The sequence below is a fragment of the Novosphingobium sp. YAF33 genome, from assembly GCF_052113265.1.
Taxonomy (GTDB): Bacteria; Pseudomonadota; Alphaproteobacteria; order Sphingomonadales; family Sphingomonadaceae; genus Novosphingobium.
The window spans coordinates 13,808-30,104 of record NZ_JBFRCW010000009.1 but is presented as its reverse complement, the minus strand read 5'-3'; the positions used below and the strand labels follow the sequence as shown (position 1 = coordinate 30,104).

Sequence of the window (16,297 nt, the reverse complement as noted above, 5' to 3'; positions counted from 1 at the left end):
GGTCGGTCCGCCCTGCTCTTCTGGCCTTTGGGTTCAGACCTTGTGCGGCCCGAAGAGAATCATGGCCGCGCCCACCAGACAGACGGCCACTCCGCCGAGATCCCAGCGATCCGGGCGAACGCCCTCGGCGATCCAGAGCCATAGCAGGGCTGAAGAGATGTAGATTCCGCCATAGGCGGCATAGGCCCGCCCGGCATTGCTGCTGTCCACCAGCGTCAGCAGCCAGGCGAAAAGCACCAGCGAAACGCAGCCCGGCAATAGCCAAAGGGGAGACTTCCCCATCCGCAGCCAAGCCCAAAACGCAAAACAGCCCCCGATTTCGGCCAGCGCCGCGCCGATGTAGATGATAACGCTCTGCATTCCCGATCGATAGCGAGGGGCGGCCAGCCTGTCTCCCGGCTTCTCGGGCCATGGCGCAAAGGTGAGGCAGCGGGCGACGAAAGCGCCGGCGTCCCGGAATCAGCGGCAAGTCAGCCTGACGCGATTCCAGGCCATTCACCCGGGTCGCGCCGCCTGCTAGGCAAGGGCAATGACGTCGATCTACCACCCGCCGATCAAGCGCTCGATCGAGATCGCGGGTCACAAGACCTCGATCAGCCTCGAACCGGTGTTCTGGGACCTGCTGCGCCAGGTCGCCGCGGAAGGGGGGATTCCGATCAACGCGCTCGTGGCCCGGATCGATGCCGAGCGGCTGGAAGCGGATACCCCGCCCGGTCTGGCAAGCGCTATCCGCGTATGGCTGGTCGCGGCCCTGCAGGCCTGAACGCCCGGCCTTGCGCCACAAAGCGGTCAGGCGCCAAACGGTAAGGGGCGGAAACCTTGCGGTCCCGCCCCTTGGGTACACTGCGATGGCTCGCAGGAGATCGTGTTCCCGCAGGAAATCAGTAGGTGGACGGCGGGTCGCTGGCCGGGAAGCTCTCGTCGATCGCCTCGTCGGTCTTGGACCAGCGCGGCGGCTTGTGAGTCATGTTCTCCGGCCCGGCATCGCGCACGCTATAGTTCTCGGACCCGCCGGCGGTTGCCGCCTGCTGGCCGTCGCGATTGGCATACTTGTAAAGCGCGTAGCCGATGGCTCCGGCTGCGGCCAATTTGATCAAGCCCATGGTCGTTGCTCCTCCTGGGGTGTCCGGACCCTTTCGGGTATTCGGGGGAGCAACGCGCCATCGCGCCGATAGGTTGCGTTACTCGCCGCCGACCCGTTCGATCTGTGCGCCGACCAGAGCGAGCTTTTCTTCCAGCCGCTCGTAGCCGCGATCGAGGTGGTAGAGGCGGTGTACCTGCGTCTCGCCCTCCGCCGCCAGGCCGGCAATGACCAGGCTCATCGAAGCGCGCAAGTCCGTTGCCATCACTTCCGCGCCGGTCAGCTTCTGCACGCCGTGGACCACGGCGGTGCGGCCCTTGGTCTCGATATGCGCGCCCATGCGGTTGAGTTCGGGAACGTGCATGTAGCGGTTCTCGAAGATCGTCTCGGTCAGCACGCTGGAGCCTTCGGCACGGCACAGCAGGGCCATCAGCTGGGCCTGCATGTCCGTGGCGAAACCGGGGTAAGGCGCGGTGGAAAGAGTGACGGGCTTCAGCGGACCGTCGGCCGCGACATGGAGGCCGTCAGCCGTCGGTTCGACATGGACGCCGGCATCGCGCAGGGCCTGCACGGTGGCTTCCATATCCTCGATCTTCGCGCCCTTCAGCGTCACTTCGCCGCCGGTGATCGCCGCCGCGCAGGCATAGGAGCCAGCCTCGATACGGTCGGGCATGACCATGTAGGTCGCGCCGTGAAGGCGGGACACGCCGTGGATGGTGAGGTCCGAAGTGCCGATCCCTTCGATCTGCGCGCCCATGGCGACCAGCAGGTTGCAGAGGTCGACGATCTCGGGCTCGCGCGCGGCGTTGTGCAGCGTGGACTTGCCGGTGCAGAGCACGGCGGCCATCAGCGCGTTCTCGGTCGCCCCGACCGAGACCACCGGGAAGGAATAGCGGCCACCGGGAAGGCCGCCGTCCGGCGCGATGGCGCGGACGTAGCCCGCCGCCATCTCGATCTGGGCGCCGAGCGCTTCCAGCGCCTTCAGGTGCAGGTCGATCGGGCGGTTGCCGATCGCGCAGCCGCCGGGCAGCGACACGGTCGCCTCGCCCATGCGGGCCAGCATCGGGCCGAGCACCAGGATCGAGGCGCGCATCTTGCGCACGAGATCGTATGGCGCGACCGAACTGGTGATGCGGGTGGCCTGGAGCGTCATCACCCGGCCGAAATCTTCGGGACGGCTGCCGGCGATCATCGTCGAGATGCCGAACTGGTTCATCAGGTGCTGGAACCCGTCGATGTCTGCCAGGCGCGGCAGATTGCGCAGGGTCAGCGGCTCTTCGGTCAGCAAGGCACAGGGCAGGAGCGTCAACGCCGCGTTCTTCGCGCCGGAAACGGGGATGGTGCCGGAGAGGCGCTTGCCGCCTTGGATGATGATCTTGTCCATGGCCCGCTCTTTAACGGGATTTGGCCGTGCAGCAAGCACACCTCGGAGAAAGATGGATAGACTGTTGCGCTGCATCTGCGAAGCGGCTTTAATCGCATTGTAACCAAACGGAGTCAGACCTTTACCCATGTCTGCACCACAGTTCAAAAAGCCCGTCCGAAAAGCCGTATTTCCGGTAGCAGGACTTGGAACCCGCTTTCTTCCCGCCACAAAGGCGATTCCGAAGGAACTTCTTCCGGTCGTCGACCGGCCTCTGATCCAATACGCGGTCGACGAAGCCCGCGAAGCCGGGATCGAGGAGTTCGTCTTCGTCACCGGCCGCGGCAAGACCGCGATCGTCGAACATTTCGATACGGCCTATGAACTGGAAGCGACCATGTCCTCACGGGGCAAGTCGCTCGATCCCCTCGAACCGACCCGCATCCAGCCCGGCAACCTGGTGACCGTGCGCCAGCAGGTCCCGCTCGGCCTGGGCCACGCCGTCTGGTGCGCCCGCGCCGTGATCGGCGACGAACCTTTCGCGATCTTCCTTCCCGACGAACTGATGTACGGCTCGCCCGGCTGCATGGCGCAGATGGTCGAAGCCTATAACGAAGTGGGCGGCAACCTCGTCTCGGTGCTCGAAGTGCCGCAAGAAGAAGTCTCCAGCTACGGCGTGATCGCGCCGGGCGCCACGCTCGACGTGCTCGGCGGTGCGCTGACCGAAGTGAAGGGCCTGGTCGAAAAGCCCAAGGTGGCCGAAGCGCCCTCGAACAAGATCGTTTCGGGCCGCTACATCCTCCAGCCGGAAATCATGGATCTCCTGGCGAACCAGGGCAAGGGCGCCGGCGGCGAGATCCAGCTCACCGATTCGATGGCCAAGCTGATCGGCCAGCAGCCGTTCCACGCCGTGACTTTCGCCGGCCAGCGTTTCGACTGCGGTTCGAAGGTCGGCTTCGTGGAAGCCACGCTCGCCATCGCGCTCGATCGCTCGGATATCGGCGAGGAAGTGCGGACCATCGCGAAGAAGCTCCTGGGCTGAGCCTTTTTCCCTGTGATTCAGACGAAAAGCGCGCCCCGCAAGGCGCGCTTTTTTCTTGGGCGGGAATGATCGGAAGAGCGGCGTCGAACCGCTGGCTCCGGCGTTCTGTCCGCCGGTGAGCGATCACACCGATCGGCGCGTTTTTAGTGGCGGACCGGGTCCGTCAGGCGCGCCATGATCGAGGCGACATAGGCCTGGGTCTCGCGGATGCGCGGGATTCCGCCCGCCTTCTGCACGCGGCCGGGACCGGCATTATAGGCCGCGAGCGCCTTTTCGATATCGCCGCCGAAAGCATCCAACTGCATGCGCAGATAGCGCGCGCCGCCTTCGAGGTTGGCCATCGGGTCGCCCGCATTGACCCCCATCTGCGCCGCCGTGCCGGGCATGAGCTGAGTCAGCCCGCGCGCGCCGACGGGTGAGAGCGCCGCCTCGTTCCAGCGGCTTTCCTGCCAGACCACCGCTTCGAACAGGGTCGGGCTGATGTCGTACTTGGCCGCGAGTTCCGCCACCCGCGCCCGCCAGCGGGTGGGACCCGCAGCATCGAGCGCCTGGGTGATCGACTGGGGATGGAGCTGCGAGGCTTCCAGTCCGGCCGGAACCGGCTCCACTTCGGCCACTTGCGCGCCCACGGTGTCACCGCCCTGCCCCGCCGGACCGCCGGCCACCCACTGGTAGCCTCCGGTGCCGACCTGGAGCACATCGGCCAAGGCGGCCTGCGGACAAGCCAAGCCAGACACAGCCATCACGGCCGCGCCGGCGATTCCCATCATGCGATTCGTGATCCGCGTCATCGCCGCCCTGTTACTCCAGCCCGGTACACCCCCTCAAGGCCGGAGATTCGCAGGGCGTCGGCACGCATCACTGAATGCCCAGAGCCGTGCGAATCGCGCGCCAGGACAGCATCTTGAAGTTCTGCGCCTTCGGGGCGTTGTCCCCGTCCTGCGCGACCATCAGGCCCTCCGGGAACTGCGGACCGAAATCGCCGAGCGCGACTTCGATGCCGTCGGTGTCGCTGGTTCCGCCGATCGGACCGCCATTGATGCGGAAACGGCCGGAGAGCTTGCCCGAAGACAAGTCGAACAGGGCATAGGCATTGTCGCCCTGGCTGGAAGCCACGAGCCAGGCCCGGCCCCCGCTCTCGCGCGCGATCGCCAGCCCCTCGACATCGGCGACGAGGCCATCCTGCGCCCCGACACGGGCGAAGGGCTCGGCCACCAGGGTGGCGCCGGCCAGCGGCACCTTCCAGATGCCGACGTCTTCCTCGGCCACGAACAGCACCTTGCCGGCATCGTCCACCACGCAGCCTTCGGACTGCGTCGCGAACTTCACCAGCCGCACGTAGTCCGCGGCAATCCGGCCGTCCTTTTCGACCAGGCGGCTCTCCGCCACCGAGCCGTCCTTGAGCACGACATAGGCGCGGGCCAGTTCGTCACGCGCCAGGGGGCTGCCCATGCAGAAGCCGTAAGCCTCGGCCGGGGCATGGCCGGCGGGCAGGAACGTCTCGGACCCGAGCGCCGCCAGCTTGCCGGTGGCACCGTCCAGCGCGAAAAGCGCGATGCGCGGCTCGGCGCGGTCGGTACGGTCGCTCGCGCCCACGAGGATCCGCTGCGAACCGTCGGCGAAGCGCACTTCGCGCAAGTCGGCATTGTTGAGCGCGCCTGCCGCGGCGAAGTCCCGCACTTTGCCGTCGAGGCCGTAGACGTAGAGCCCCGCCTTCTTGTCGGTGCCCAGCACCAGGCTGGCGGCCGGATCGGCGGCATTGCGCCAGATCGCCGGATCGTCGGCGGCATCGACATTGGCCGTGCCGACCGGGTCGGTCTCGGCCTGTGCGGGAACATCCGTGGCTGGAAGCATGACGGCGGCAGGCGCCCCGCCCGTCGTCGCGCATCCGCCAAGGGCGCCAAGCAGAAGGGCCGGGAGCAATGCTCCCGACCCCTGCTTCACGATTCCCGAAAGGTTCGTGAAGGCTGCCTTCATCAGAAGGTCACCCGCGCGCCGAACTTCACGGTCGAGCCATATTCCTCGTACTGGAGGACGCGCTTGGCGCCGCCGAGGTTCTGATAGGCGAAGTACTTGGCATTGTTGACGTTCACCCAGTCCGCGAAGAGGCGGATATTCTCGGTGACCTTGTACTTGGCCGAGAGGTCCAGCTGGAAGTGCTGGTTGACCGTGCGGTCTTCCTCGGCCGAGCTCGTCACTTCGTCGAGATACTTGTCGCGGAAAGTACCAGCGGCGCGCAGGCTGATCGGGCCCTTTTCATAGCCGAGCACCGCGTTGAAGGTGTTCTTCGATGCATTGGGCAGGCCGATGCGACGCGCGACCTGCACGCCGTCGTCGTCGGCGAACACGGTGCCGCGTGCGTAAGTGTAGGTGTAGTTCAGCTGCGTCAGCAGGCCGTCGAACGGCGCGGGCAGCATCGAGAAGACCTGGCTGAAGCTGACCTCGACACCGGCGATCTCGGCCTTGTCGCCGTTCATAGGCACGGTCAGCTCGTCATAAGCCGTGCCCTGATAAACGCCGCTTTCCCTGGTGTTGTAGGTGTAGGTGTAGTCCTTGATCGACTTGTAGAACGCGCCGACCGAGAGCGCACCGTTGTTCGAGAAATAGTATTCCAAGCCGGTGTCGAAGTTCCAGGCCTGATAGGGCTTCAGCTCGGGATTGCCGGCCTCGAGCTCTACATTGTTGCTGCTGGAATCCTTGCTGATGAAGTTTCGCGGCGCAAGCTGCGAAAGCTTGGGACGCACCACCGTCTTGTAACCGGCCAGACGGGCGACGACGTTCTGCTGCGGGCTGTAGCGCAGCGTCAGGCTGGGCAGCCAATTGGTATAGTTACGCTTCAGGTTGACCGGCGTGACGGTGTATTCCTCTTCCTCGCTCAGATCGGTCACGTCGTTGCCGTTCAATTCGTTATGGGTGCGCTCCATGCGCACGCCGCCGATCACTCGAAGCGTCGAACTGTCCCAGCGGGCCATGGCGTAACCGGCAACGATATCCTCACGCACCGAATAATCGGATGAAGCGGAAGGGATGCCGCTTTCGTAGTCGTTGATGACGAACGAGTCCGGGTTCGACAGCAGGTAGTCGGCCGGGCCGCGCTTGCTGCTGACCGGGCCCATGTCGAGCAGGCGGTAGGTCTGCTTGCCCAGCACGTCGGCCAGCGTGTAGTCCGGCGCGTCGTCGGCCAGTTCGTAGTAGTTCATGTTGAAGTCGTAGGACTTCTTGCGCCAGCGCGCCTTGGCACCGGCCTGGACGGTGAAGTCGCCATTGTCGCCGGCAAAGGTGCGGGCGAGGTCCGCCTTGACCGCCCATTCCTCGTCCTGGCTGTCGGACAGGGTGGTCAGTTCGGTCTTGTTGAACCCATAGGCCGAAGGGTCATTGAATTCACCGTCGGGATCGGCGTCCACCGAGTAGGTCGGGAAATACTTGTTGGCATAGTCGGTGGAGACCACGACCCCTTCATTGAAGCGGGCGCGGAAGCGGGTCGGGTCGATCGAGAACGTTTCCTTCTCGGTCGCTTTGGCATAGCTGGCCTGCCAGTTGAATTTCCAGGTGCCGGTATCGGTATCGCTGCCGATGGCGACGCTGCGGATGCGTTGACGTTCGAAGCGGTCCTTCAGGTCGCGCTCCACGGTGATGCGCTCATCGTCAGAATCGAACGTGGCGGTCGATCCAGTAACATCGCTCGGGCCGTCGAAGTCGCTGAAGTCCAGCGTGGTGCGGCGGCGATATTCGTGATCGTCGAACTGCGCCCAGTTCCCGCGCACATAAGCCTTGGTCGTATCCGAGACGCGCCAGTCGGCAGAAAGCGCCGCGTTGATGCGGGTGCGTTCCACGTCGTAGTCGCGGTATTCGATCGATTCGGCCCAGGCGTTGCCGTTAACGTCCTGCTTCCAGCCGCCGGTCTCGACGTTGTCGGTCTCGAACTTGCGCTTGTAGTAGCTGACCGATCCGGCGATGCCGAAATCGTCGCCCAGCTTCTGGGTGAAGTCGAACGAGCCCTTCGGCGTGACCTTGCCCGAATAGTCGTTCCAGCTGCCCTCGGCGCTGAGCGAATAGCGGTTCTTTTTGGAATCGAAAGCGCTGGTGGTCTTGATCTCCACCGAGGCGCCGATGAAATCGCCGTCCATGTCGGGGGTGAAGGATTTCTTCACTTCGACCGATTCGATGGTGTCCGAGGAAATCACATCGAGCGCGACCGAGCGGGCGTCCGATTCCGGCGCAGGCATGCGCACGCCGTTGATCGAGGTGCCGTTGAGGTCGGGATCGAGGCCGCGAACCGAAACGTAGCGGCCTTCGCCCTGGTCGTTGAGGATGTTTACGCCCGGCAGGCGGCGCAGCGATTCGGCTACGTTCTGGTCGGGGAACTGGCCCACGGCGTCGCGTGTCAGCACGGAAACCACACCGTCGGCGGCCTTCTGGCGCGACAGGGCGCTGGTGAGGTTTGCGGTCTGGCCGGTGACGAGGATGTCGCCGCCGCCGATCGCGGGCAGATTGAAGTCGCCGGCTATCCGGCCGGTCGCGGGAACCGTGAGCGACTGCGTGGTCACTTCGGCGCCGACATAGCGCGCTTCCAGGGTGTAGGTACCGGCGGGCACGTCACCGAAGATGAAGTTGCCTCCGCGGTCGGTCTCGGYCGAGCGGTTCAGTTCGACGATGCGAACCGAAGCCGACTGCAACGGACGCACGCCCGACGCGTCATGAACGCTGCCGGCGACTTCGCCGGCGTGCGCGATCGTGGCGAACGATGCCGAGGCGAGCAGGCCGGCTGCGATCCGGAAGGAGGTTTTCATGTACTGGAACCCTGTTTTGCGACGAATTGCGGCGCGTCTAGGCAGGGTTCGTGACAGTTACGTGCCAATGCCATGGCACTTTCGTGACATCGCTGCAGTGCAGCAAAAAAGCCACAGTCCGCGTGTTTTCACGTGGAACATCCGCAACTTGCTTGCGGTTCACCGAATCTCGATAAGGGAGAATGGTGCTGCTGGGGAGGATTGAACTCCCGACCTCGTCATTACCAATGACGCGCTCTACCACTGAGCTACAGCAGCGCTCTTTTCCGTGTCCGGAAAGGCTGTGTCCCGGCGACCCGGGGCAGGGGCGGGCTAATGTCCGTGACCGGCCTGATTGTCAAGCGCCTCTTGCGCATTCTTTTTCAGAAAGCCATTTCCAGACCCATCGAAGACCGTTCCGAAAGACGCCTGACCATGACGCAAGCCCAGCAAACCCGCGACGAAAGGCTCGCCGCCAAGCTTCGGGAAAATCTTCGCCGCCGCAAGGTCCAGGCACGCGCACTGGCTTCCGATGCCCCTGCCTCCGCCAGCGAAGCGTCGGCAGGGGACGCGGATAGCGCCGCTGCGGGCGAATCGAACGCTGAAAACGAATCAGCCGGTCTTTCCAAACCCGCCCCGGAAAGCTAGGGGCTGCGCCCAGACATAGAGTCAGTCTGCCAACGGGCGTTTCCCGAGGGGATCGCCGCTGAGACCTGGGAGTACGCCTTGCCTCGCCTGATCCTCGTCCGCCACGGCCAGAGCCAATGGAATCTTGAGAACCGCTTCACCGGATGGTGGGACGTCGACCTTACCGAAAAGGGTGAGGAAGAAGCCCGCGCCGCAGGAACGCTTCTGAAGGAAAAGGGCATCCTGCCCACCGTCGCCTTCACCTCGCTGCAGACCCGCGCGATCCGCACCCTGCACTTCGCGCTCGAAGCCGCGGGCCTGCTCTGGATCCCCGAGACCAAGGACTGGCGCCTCAACGAGCGTCACTACGGCGGCCTCACCGGCCTCAACAAGGCGGAAACCGCAGCCAAGCACGGCGACGACCAGGTCAAGATCTGGCGCCGCAGCTTCGACACGCCGCCGCCGGTGCTGGAGCGCGGCAGCGCGTTCGATCTCTCGTCCGACCCGCGTTACGCCGGGATCGACGTGCCGATGACCGAAAGCCTCAAGGACACCATCGCACGCGTCCTGCCTTACTACGAAGGCTCGATCGTCCCGCACCTCAAGGCCGGTGCCGACGTGCTCGTCTCCGCCCACGGCAACAGCCTGCGCGCGCTGGTGAAGCACCTCTCGGGCATCTCGGACGACGAGATCACCGGCCTGGAAATCCCGACCGGCCAGCCGATCGTCTACGAACTGGCAGACGATCTCGCGGTGCTCGACCGCTACTACCTGTCGGAGCGTTGACATGAGCGGGGTGGGGGCTCCTGTTGCCATCGTCATGGGCAGCCAGTCGGACTGGCCGACCATGCAGCGCGCTGCCGACATGCTGGACAAGCTGGGCGTCGCTTACGACGCGCGGATCGTCTCGGCGCACCGCACGCCGGAGCGGCTGGTCGATTTCGCCAAGGGTGCGGACGGCGAAGGCTTCAAGGTCGTGATCGCCGGTGCGGGGGGCGCTGCCCACCTGCCCGGCATGATCGCCTCGATGACCCACCTTCCCGTGCTGGGCGTGCCGGTACAGTCCAAGGCGCTTTCGGGACAGGACAGCCTGCTCTCGATCGTGCAGATGCCCGCCGGCATTCCGGTGGGCACGCTGGCGATCGGCGAGGCGGGCGCGGCCAATGCCGGCCTGCTCGCCGCCGCGATCCTCGCCACGGCCGACCCGGCCCTGGCCGAACGCCTCAAGACGTTCCGCGCAGACCAGACGGCGAGCGTCGCCGAACGTCCCTCCTGACCGATCGAGCAAGCACCTGAAGATGATCCCTCCCGGCGAAACCATCGGCATACTCGGCGGCGGCCAGCTCGGCCGGATGATCGCGATGGCCGCCGCCCAGCTCGGCTATCGCTGCCACATCTACGCGCCGGAGGCCGATTCCATCGCCGCCGAAGTGAGCGCGGAATTCACTTGTGCCGCCTGGGACGATGCCGAAGCGATGGCCCGCTTCGCAGCGGGCTGCGCGGTCGTGACTTACGAGTTCGAGAACGTGCCGGTGGCGCCGCTCGCGGCGCTGGGCAAAGTGCCGCTGCTGGCCCATGCCCGCGCGCTCGAAACCGCACAGGATCGCCTGAGCGAGAAGCGCTTCGTCACCGAACTGGGCGGCACCCCTGCCCCCTTCGCGCCCGTGGATTCGGCCCAGGACCTTGCAAGGGCCGTCGCCACGATCGGCGCACCGGGCATCCTCAAGACCCGGCGCGACGGCTATGACGGCAAGGGCCAGTGGCGCATCATGACGCCGGAAGACGCCGAGGGGCTCGATCTTCCGGACCAGGCGCTCATCTACGAGGGCTTCGTCACGTTCTTCGCCGAATTCTCGGTGATCCTGTGCCGCGGCGCGGATGGCGACATCCGCTACTTCGATTCCGCCCACAACGTGCATGAGGGCGGCATTCTCTCGGTCAGCACGGTGCCTGCACCGCAGCGCCTGCTCGACCAGGTTCCCGCCGCGCGCGCGCTGGCCGCCAAAGTGGCCGAAGCGCTGGACTATGTCGGCGTGCTCACGCTGGAATTCTTCGCGACCGAGAACGGACCCGTCTTCAACGAGATGGCGCCGCGCGTGCACAATTCCGGGCACTGGACCATCGAGGGCGCAGTCACCAGCCAGTTCGAGAACCACGTCCGCGCGATCTGCGGCCTTCCGCTGGGCGAAACCGGCCTGGCCGCCGATGCCGTGGAAATGCGCAACCTGATCGGTGACGAGGCCGACGACTGGGCCAAGATCCTCGCCGATCCGGCCAACCATCTGCATCTCTACGGCAAGGGCGCCGCGCGTCCCGGCCGCAAGATGGGCCATGTCACCCGCCTCTCCTTCCAGCGCGACTGACCCAGAGCCTTGGCGCAGGACCTCTTCCTCATCTACGCCCGCGCCGCCAACGGCGTGATCGGCCGCGACGGCGCCCTGCCCTGGCGCCTGCCTGCCGATCTCCGGCGATTCAAGGCCATGACCCTCGGCAAGCCGATGATCATGGGCCGCAAGACGTTCGACAGCTTCCCTTCCCCGCTTCCCGGCCGCCGCCATATCGTGCTCACCCGCGACGCGGCATGGACGGCCGAGGGCGCGGAAGTGGCCCATTCGGTGGACGAAGCGCTGGCGCTGGTGGGTGACGGCGAAGTGGCGGTGATCGGCGGCGCGGAAATCTACCGCCTGTTCCTGCCGCTGGCGCCCCGCATCGAACTGACCGAGATCCACGCCGACTATCCCGGCGATACCGAAATGCCCGCGGCAGGCCCGCAATGGCGCGAAGCCGCGCGCGAGGAGCATCCCGCCGCGGGTGATTTTCCCGCGCACGCTTTCGTCACGCTGGTCCGGGACTTATAGGCCTGATCTGACATGATTCGTCTCGACAACCGCGAACCCGTTCCCGAATCGATGCGCGGCGCCGTTCTGGCGCTCGGCAACTTCGACGGGTTCCACCAGGGCCACCAGGCCGTGGTGGGCGAGGCCATCCGCTGGGCCCGCGAACTCGGCCGGCCCGCCATCGTCGCGACGTTCGATCCCCATCCCGTCCGCCTGTTTCAGCCCGACGCGCCCGCCTTCCGCCTGACCACGCTGGACCAGCGGCAGGACCTGTTCGAGGCAGCCGGCGCCGACGCCATGCTGCTGCTCCACTTCGACCGCGCCATGGCCTCGATGGAAGCGGCAGACTGGATCGAACAGGTGCTCGGCCGGCAGCTTGGCTGCGTCGGGGTCGTCACCGGCGAGGACTTCACGTTCGGCAAGGGCCGCGGCGGCAATCCGCAGGTCCTGCGCGAGGTCGGCGCGCGCATCGGCCTGATCGGCCGCACCGTGGGCGCCGTGCACGACGAGCGGGGCGTCATCTCCTCCAGCCGCATCCGCGACGCGCTGAAGCTAGGCGAGTGCGAGACCGCCACCCGCCTGCTCACCCGCCCTTTCGCAGCGCGCGGCGTGGTGCAGCACGGGGGCAAGCTGGGCCGGACCATCGGCTTCCCCACCGCCAATATCGACATGCACAACTACTTGCGCCCGCGCTACGGCATCTACGCCGTGACCGGGCGCATGCCGGACGGACGCGTGCTGCCCGGCGCCGCCAACATGGGCGTGCGCCCGACGTTCGAGCCGCCGATCGAACTGCTCGAACCTTACTTCTTCGACTTTTCGGGCGATCTCTACGGACAGGAGATCGAGGTGGCCTTCCACCACTTCCTGCGTCCCGAAGCCAAGTTCGATTCGCTCGACGCCCTGGTGGCGCAGATGGGCCGGGACTGCGACCGGGCCCGCGAGCTGCTGTCGCACATCGGCTGAGCAAAGTCCGCTCGCCTCAAGAAACGACATCACCCTGAAACTAGTCTGGAGTGGCGAGCGCGCCGCACAGAGCTTCGTCGCGATCGAAACCCGCGTATCGCCATGCCTGCGAACTCTTCCAACAGGCGCGCAATTGCTCTAGTGCGCAGCGCATATGACCGAACAGCGCGATTATAGAGCGACCGTCTTCCTTCCGAAGACCGATTTCCCCATGAAAGCCGGGCTCCCCCAGAAGGAGCCGGGTATTCTTGCGCGCTGGCAGGAACAGGACATTTACCGCAAGACGCGCGAAGCGCGGGCCGACCGCGACATGTTCGTGCTGCACGACGGTCCGCCCTACGCCAATGGCGACATGCACATCGGCCATGCGCTGAATCATATCCTCAAGGACATGGTCGTCCGCACCCAGACCCTGCTGGGCAAGAATGCCCCGTATGTCCCCGGCTGGGACTGCCACGGCCTGCCCATCGAGTGGAAGGTCGAGGAAGAGTACCGCAAGAAGAAGAAGAACAAGGACGAGGTTCCCGCAGAGGAGTTCCGCGCCGAATGCCGCGCCTATGCCCAGAACTGGGTCAATGTGCAGCGCGAGCAGCTCAAGCGCCTCGGCGTCAATGGCGATTGGGACAATCCCTACCTGACGATGGACTTCCAGGCCGAAGCCACCATCGTGGGCGAACTGCTGAAATTTGCCGAGAACCAGATGCTCTACCGCGGCGCCAAGCCGGTGATGTGGAGCCCGGTGGAAAAGACCGCGCTGGCAGAAGCCGAAGTCGAGTACGAGGACATCGTCTCGACCCAGATCGACGTGGCCTTCGAGATCACCGAATCGCCCATCGCGGAACTGGTCGGTGCCCATGCCGTGATCTGGACGACCACGCCCTGGACGATCCCGACCAACCAGGCGCTCGCCTATGGGCCGGAGGTGGAATACCACCACTACCGCGCGCATGACGGCCGCCGCTTCCTGATCGCCGTGCCCTTGCTCGAAGCCTTCTTCGCGCGCACCGGCCTGGGCCCCGTGGCCGAGAACATGATCGGCGATGCCGACTTGTCCGAATACGCGCTCGGCACTTATCGCGGCGCCGACCTCGCCGGCACTCTCGCTCGCCACCCGATGCATGCGCTGGGCGGCTTCTTCGCCGAACCGCGTCCGCTGCTGGCCGGCGATTTCGTCACCACCGAGAGCGGCACCGGCCTTGTCCACATGGCACCCGACCACGGCGAGGACGACTTCCTGCTGTGCAAGGCGCATGGCATCAATCCCAAGTTCGTGGTCGAAGCCGACGGCAAGTACCGCGAGGACTGGGGCTGGCTGGGCGGCCAGGGTTCGGTCATCAACCCGAAGTTCAATGCCCCCGACGGCCCGATCTGCTCGGACCTGCGCGAGGCCGGCGCGCTGCTGGCAGCTTCGGCCGACTACAAGCACTCCTATCCGCACTCCTGGCGTTCCAAGGCCAAGGTGATCTTCCGCTGCACCCCGCAGTGGTTCGTGCCGATGGACAAGGCGATGACTCACATCTCGCCCAAGAGCCGCGCCGATACCCGCTGGGAGAACGAAGGCGGCGCCATCGATCCCGCCGAGGAAAACCGGGACGACGCGCCCACGCTGCGCGAAGCCGGGCTCCAGGCCATCGCCGACACCCGCTTCGTTCCCGAAAAGGGCCGCAACCGCATCGGCGCCATGGTCGAAGGCCGCCCGGACTGGGTGCTCAGCCGCCAGCGCGCCTGGGGCGTGCCGATCACCCTGTTCGTCGACCGCAAGACCGGCGAATACCTCGTCGACCCCGCCGTCAACGACCGTATCGTCAATGCCATCCTCGCCCGCGGCGTGGACGCCTGGTCCGATGAAGCCGCGCAGGACCTGCTCGGGCCGGACTACAGCGCCGACGACTACGAGCGCGTTGCCGACATTCTCGACGTCTGGTTCGATTCCGGTTCGACTCACGCCTTCGTGCTCGAATCGGGCCGCTGGCCCGACCTCCTGCGCCCCGAAGGCTACCAGGGCCCCAAGGCGGACCTCTATCTGGAAGGCAGCGACCAGCATCGCGGCTGGTTCCAGTCCTCGCTGCTCGAATCCTGCGCCACGCGCGGCCATGCGCCTTACAAGGCAGTGCTGACTCACGGCTTCACGATGGATGCCAAGGGCTTCAAGATGTCGAAGTCGCTGGGCAACACGATCAGCCCGCTGAAGGTCATGGAAACCAACGGCGCCGACATCATCCGCCTCTGGGCGCTCTCGGTGGACTTCACCGAAGACCACCGCATCGGYGACGAGATCCTGAAGGGCGTGGCCGATCAGTACCGCAAGCTGCGCAACACCCTGCGCTACCTGCTGGGCGCGCTGGACGGTTTCTCCGACGAGGAGAAGCTGCCGGTTGCCGAGATGCCCGAGCTGGAACGCTACGTGCTCTCGCTGCTGGCCGGCGTCGACGCCGCGCTGCGCCAGGCCGTCGCGGACTTCGACTTCAACACCTACGTGCGCACCCTGTTGGACTTCTGCAACGAAGACCTTTCGGCCTTCTTCTTCGATATCCGCAAGGACTGCCTCTACTGCGACAGCCCTGCCGATCCGAAGCGCCGCGCCTATCGCACGGTGCTGGACACGCTGTTCCACGCATTGGTGCGCTATGCCGCGCCGGTCACCGTCTTCACCGCCGAGGAAGTCTGGCAGAGCCGCTTCCCCGGCAGCGAGAGCGTGCACTTGCTCGAATGGCCGGAAGTCCCGGCCGTGGAAGCGGACGCTGCCCGCTGGTCCGAACTGCGCGCCCTGCGCGTGAAGGTGACCGAGGCGATCGAACCGCTCCGCCGCGAGAAGATCGTCGGCTCCAGCCTGGCCGCCGAAGTTACGGTTCCCGCCTCCGCGCCGGCCAGTGCCTCCGACGCAGATCTGGCCGAACTGTTCATCACCGCGAAAGTCGCGCGTGGGCAGGGGGATGACGTGACCGTCACGCCTTCCACCAACCACAAGTGCGGCCGCTGCTGGCGCCATCTTCCCGAAGTTTCGGAAGACGGCGCCCTGTGCGACCGCTGCGATGACGTGGTCGGCGCGCTGGAGACCGAGGCATGAGCGCCGAGATGACCGTTGGCCGCAAGCGCCTCATCGGCTTTCTGATCGCAGCGGTGGTCTTCATGGTGGACCAGGGCTTCAAGGCCTGGGTCGTCACCGGACTGAAGCTGCGCGACGTGGGCGTGATCGAGCTGGCGCCGTTCTTCAACTTGCGCTGGACCAAGAACCTGGGCGTCTCGCTCGGCCTGTTCACCGCGGATTCGCCGGAGGGCCGCTGGGCCCTGGTGGCGATGACCGGCGCAATCGCGCTGTTCGTCCTCATCTGGATGCTTCGCGAACGCAAGCTGGGCGAAATCGCCGCGCTGGCCATGGTTCTGGGCGGTGCGCTGGGCAACATCCGCGACCGCTTCACCATGGGCTACGTGATCGACTATGCCGACCTTCACTTCGGTGAATGGCGGCCGTTCCTCATTTTCAACATCGCAGACGTCGCCATAACCGTCGGCGTCCTGATTATCCTTGCCCGCTCATTGCTTTCGCGCGACAAGCCGGAAACGAATGGCGGACATGACACGGCGCCCGACGCCGCCCCGGAGATTTGAGTT

The 16,297-nt window shown here is 65.6% G+C and carries 16 protein-coding genes and 1 tRNA gene; 10 read left to right on the top strand and 7 right to left on the bottom strand.

Annotation, left to right across the window (positions count from 1 at the left end; translation table 11 throughout):
• Positions 1-33: 33 nt before the first annotated feature.
• Positions 34-360 carry a YnfA family protein gene (locus AB4Z00_RS18830; RefSeq protein ID WP_134094782.1) on the bottom strand — a complete coding sequence of 109 codons (327 nt, stop codon included), beginning with the start codon at positions 358-360 and terminating at the stop codon, positions 34-36.
• A gap of 169 nt (positions 361-529) precedes the next feature.
• On the opposite strand from AB4Z00_RS18830, the gene AB4Z00_RS18825 reads away from it, so the two are divergent.
• Positions 530-763: a ribbon-helix-helix domain-containing protein gene (locus AB4Z00_RS18825; protein WP_134094783.1), complete on the top strand. Its 234-nt coding sequence runs from the start codon at positions 530-532 to the stop codon at positions 761-763.
• A 118-nt stretch (positions 764-881) separates the two neighbouring features.
• Here AB4Z00_RS18825 and AB4Z00_RS18820 read toward each other — a convergent pair whose 3' ends face one another.
• Positions 882-1,103 (bottom strand): hypothetical protein, encoded by a 222-nt coding sequence (locus AB4Z00_RS18820; protein WP_132264417.1) that lies wholly within the window; start codon positions 1,101-1,103, stop codon positions 882-884.
• A gap of 78 nt (positions 1,104-1,181) precedes the next feature.
• Positions 1,182-2,465 carry a UDP-N-acetylglucosamine 1-carboxyvinyltransferase gene (gene murA / locus AB4Z00_RS18815; RefSeq protein WP_132264415.1) on the bottom strand — a complete coding sequence of 428 codons (1,284 nt, stop codon included), beginning with the start codon at positions 2,463-2,465 and terminating at the stop codon, positions 1,182-1,184.
• A 127-nt stretch (positions 2,466-2,592) separates the two neighbouring features.
• On the opposite strand from murA, the gene AB4Z00_RS18810 reads away from it, so the two are divergent.
• Positions 2,593-3,486, top strand: coding sequence for a UTP--glucose-1-phosphate uridylyltransferase (locus tag AB4Z00_RS18810; RefSeq protein ID WP_132264413.1), 894 nt, complete (start codon positions 2,593-2,595; stop codon positions 3,484-3,486).
• A gap of 143 nt (positions 3,487-3,629) precedes the next feature.
• On the opposite strand, the gene AB4Z00_RS18805 is transcribed toward AB4Z00_RS18810, so the two are convergent.
• The 4 genes from AB4Z00_RS18805 to AB4Z00_RS18790 all read right to left on the bottom strand — a co-directional run bounded on the left by AB4Z00_RS18805 (position 3,630) and on the right by AB4Z00_RS18790 (position 8,534).
• Positions 3,630-4,277, bottom strand: a complete 648-nt coding sequence (locus AB4Z00_RS18805) for a lytic transglycosylase domain-containing protein (protein WP_442046898.1) — start codon at positions 4,275-4,277, stop codon at positions 3,630-3,632.
• A 67-nt stretch (positions 4,278-4,344) separates the two neighbouring features.
• Positions 4,345-5,463 carry a phytase gene (locus tag AB4Z00_RS18800; RefSeq protein WP_314467717.1) on the bottom strand — a complete coding sequence of 373 codons (1,119 nt, stop codon included), beginning with the start codon at positions 5,461-5,463 and terminating at the stop codon, positions 4,345-4,347.
• The gene (locus tag AB4Z00_RS18795) at positions 5,463-8,276 is read right to left on the bottom strand and encodes a TonB-dependent receptor (protein WP_442046897.1); all 2,814 of its coding nucleotides are present in this window, start codon (positions 8,274-8,276) and stop codon (positions 5,463-5,465) included. Before AB4Z00_RS18795 ends, AB4Z00_RS18800 begins: the two co-directional genes overlap by 1 nt.
• A 183-nt stretch (positions 8,277-8,459) precedes the next feature.
• Positions 8,460-8,534 (bottom strand) — tRNA-Thr (locus AB4Z00_RS18790).
• Between the two features lie 57 nt (positions 8,535-8,591).
• Between AB4Z00_RS18790 and AB4Z00_RS18785 the strand changes: the two genes are divergently transcribed.
• The 8 genes from AB4Z00_RS18785 (at position 8,592) to lspA (ending at position 16,294) form a co-directional block, all read left to right on the top strand.
• A complete protein-coding gene (locus AB4Z00_RS18785; RefSeq protein WP_132264406.1) occupies positions 8,592-8,903 on the top strand; it encodes a hypothetical protein in 312 nt (103 codons plus the stop codon).
• Between the two features lie 78 nt (positions 8,904-8,981).
• Positions 8,982-9,668 (top strand): 2,3-diphosphoglycerate-dependent phosphoglycerate mutase, encoded by a 687-nt coding sequence (gpmA, locus tag AB4Z00_RS18780; protein ID WP_132264404.1) that lies wholly within the window; start codon positions 8,982-8,984, stop codon positions 9,666-9,668.
• Between the two features lies 1 nt (position 9,669).
• Positions 9,670-10,158, top strand: coding sequence for a 5-(carboxyamino)imidazole ribonucleotide mutase (gene purE / locus AB4Z00_RS18775; protein ID WP_431566981.1), 489 nt, complete (start codon positions 9,670-9,672; stop codon positions 10,156-10,158).
• A gap of 22 nt (positions 10,159-10,180) precedes the next feature.
• Positions 10,181-11,245, top strand: a complete 1,065-nt coding sequence (locus AB4Z00_RS18770) for a 5-(carboxyamino)imidazole ribonucleotide synthase (RefSeq protein ID WP_442046896.1) — start codon at positions 10,181-10,183, stop codon at positions 11,243-11,245.
• Positions 11,246-11,254: 9 nt separating this feature from the next.
• A complete protein-coding gene (locus tag AB4Z00_RS18765) occupies positions 11,255-11,740 on the top strand; it encodes a dihydrofolate reductase (RefSeq protein WP_442046895.1) in 486 nt (161 codons plus the stop codon).
• A gap of 12 nt (positions 11,741-11,752) precedes the next feature.
• Positions 11,753-12,685 (top strand): bifunctional riboflavin kinase/FAD synthetase, encoded by a 933-nt coding sequence (locus tag AB4Z00_RS18760; protein ID WP_207912873.1) that lies wholly within the window; start codon positions 11,753-11,755, stop codon positions 12,683-12,685.
• Positions 12,686-12,839: 154 nt separating this feature from the next.
• Positions 12,840-15,752, top strand: a complete 2,913-nt coding sequence (gene ileS / locus AB4Z00_RS18755; protein WP_132264397.1) for an isoleucine--tRNA ligase — start codon at positions 12,840-12,842, stop codon at positions 15,750-15,752.
• Entirely contained in the window at positions 15,749-16,294 is a 546-nt protein-coding gene (lspA, locus tag AB4Z00_RS18750) for a signal peptidase II (protein ID WP_132264395.1), read from the top strand. The genes ileS and lspA overlap by 4 nt, the downstream gene beginning before the upstream one ends.
• The last annotated feature ends 3 nt before the right edge of the window (positions 16,295-16,297 follow it).

What these genes read in the sequence shown, in the direction of transcription:
- AB4Z00_RS18825 (WP_134094783.1), top strand. Translation starts at nt 530, where the DNA reads ATGACGTCGATCTACCACCCGCCGATCAAGCGCTCGATCGAGATCGCG.
- AB4Z00_RS18820 (WP_132264417.1), bottom strand. Translation starts at nt 1,103, where the DNA reads ATGGGCTTGATCAAATTGGCCGCAGCCGGAGCCATCGGCTACGCGCTT.
- AB4Z00_RS18805 (WP_442046898.1), bottom strand. Translation starts at nt 4,277, where the DNA reads ATGACGCGGATCACGAATCGCATGATGGGAATCGCCGGCGCGGCCGTG.
- AB4Z00_RS18785 (WP_132264406.1), top strand. Translation starts at nt 8,592, where the DNA reads ATGTCCGTGACCGGCCTGATTGTCAAGCGCCTCTTGCGCATTCTTTTT.
- lspA (WP_132264395.1), top strand. Translation starts at nt 15,749, where the DNA reads ATGAGCGCCGAGATGACCGTTGGCCGCAAGCGCCTCATCGGCTTTCTG.
- AB4Z00_RS18830 (WP_134094782.1), bottom strand. Translation starts at nt 360, where the DNA reads ATGCAGAGCGTTATCATCTACATCGGCGCGGCGCTGGCCGAAATCGGG.
- AB4Z00_RS18810 (WP_132264413.1), top strand. Translation starts at nt 2,593, where the DNA reads ATGTCTGCACCACAGTTCAAAAAGCCCGTCCGAAAAGCCGTATTTCCG.
- AB4Z00_RS18800 (WP_314467717.1), bottom strand. Translation starts at nt 5,463, where the DNA reads ATGAAGGCAGCCTTCACGAACCTTTCGGGAATCGTGAAGCAGGGGTCG.
- AB4Z00_RS18760 (WP_207912873.1), top strand. Translation starts at nt 11,753, where the DNA reads ATGATTCGTCTCGACAACCGCGAACCCGTTCCCGAATCGATGCGCGGC.
- purE (WP_431566981.1), top strand. Translation starts at nt 9,670, where the DNA reads ATGAGCGGGGTGGGGGCTCCTGTTGCCATCGTCATGGGCAGCCAGTCG.
- AB4Z00_RS18770 (WP_442046896.1), top strand. Translation starts at nt 10,181, where the DNA reads ATGATCCCTCCCGGCGAAACCATCGGCATACTCGGCGGCGGCCAGCTC.
- murA (WP_132264415.1), bottom strand. Translation starts at nt 2,465, where the DNA reads ATGGACAAGATCATCATCCAAGGCGGCAAGCGCCTCTCCGGCACCATC.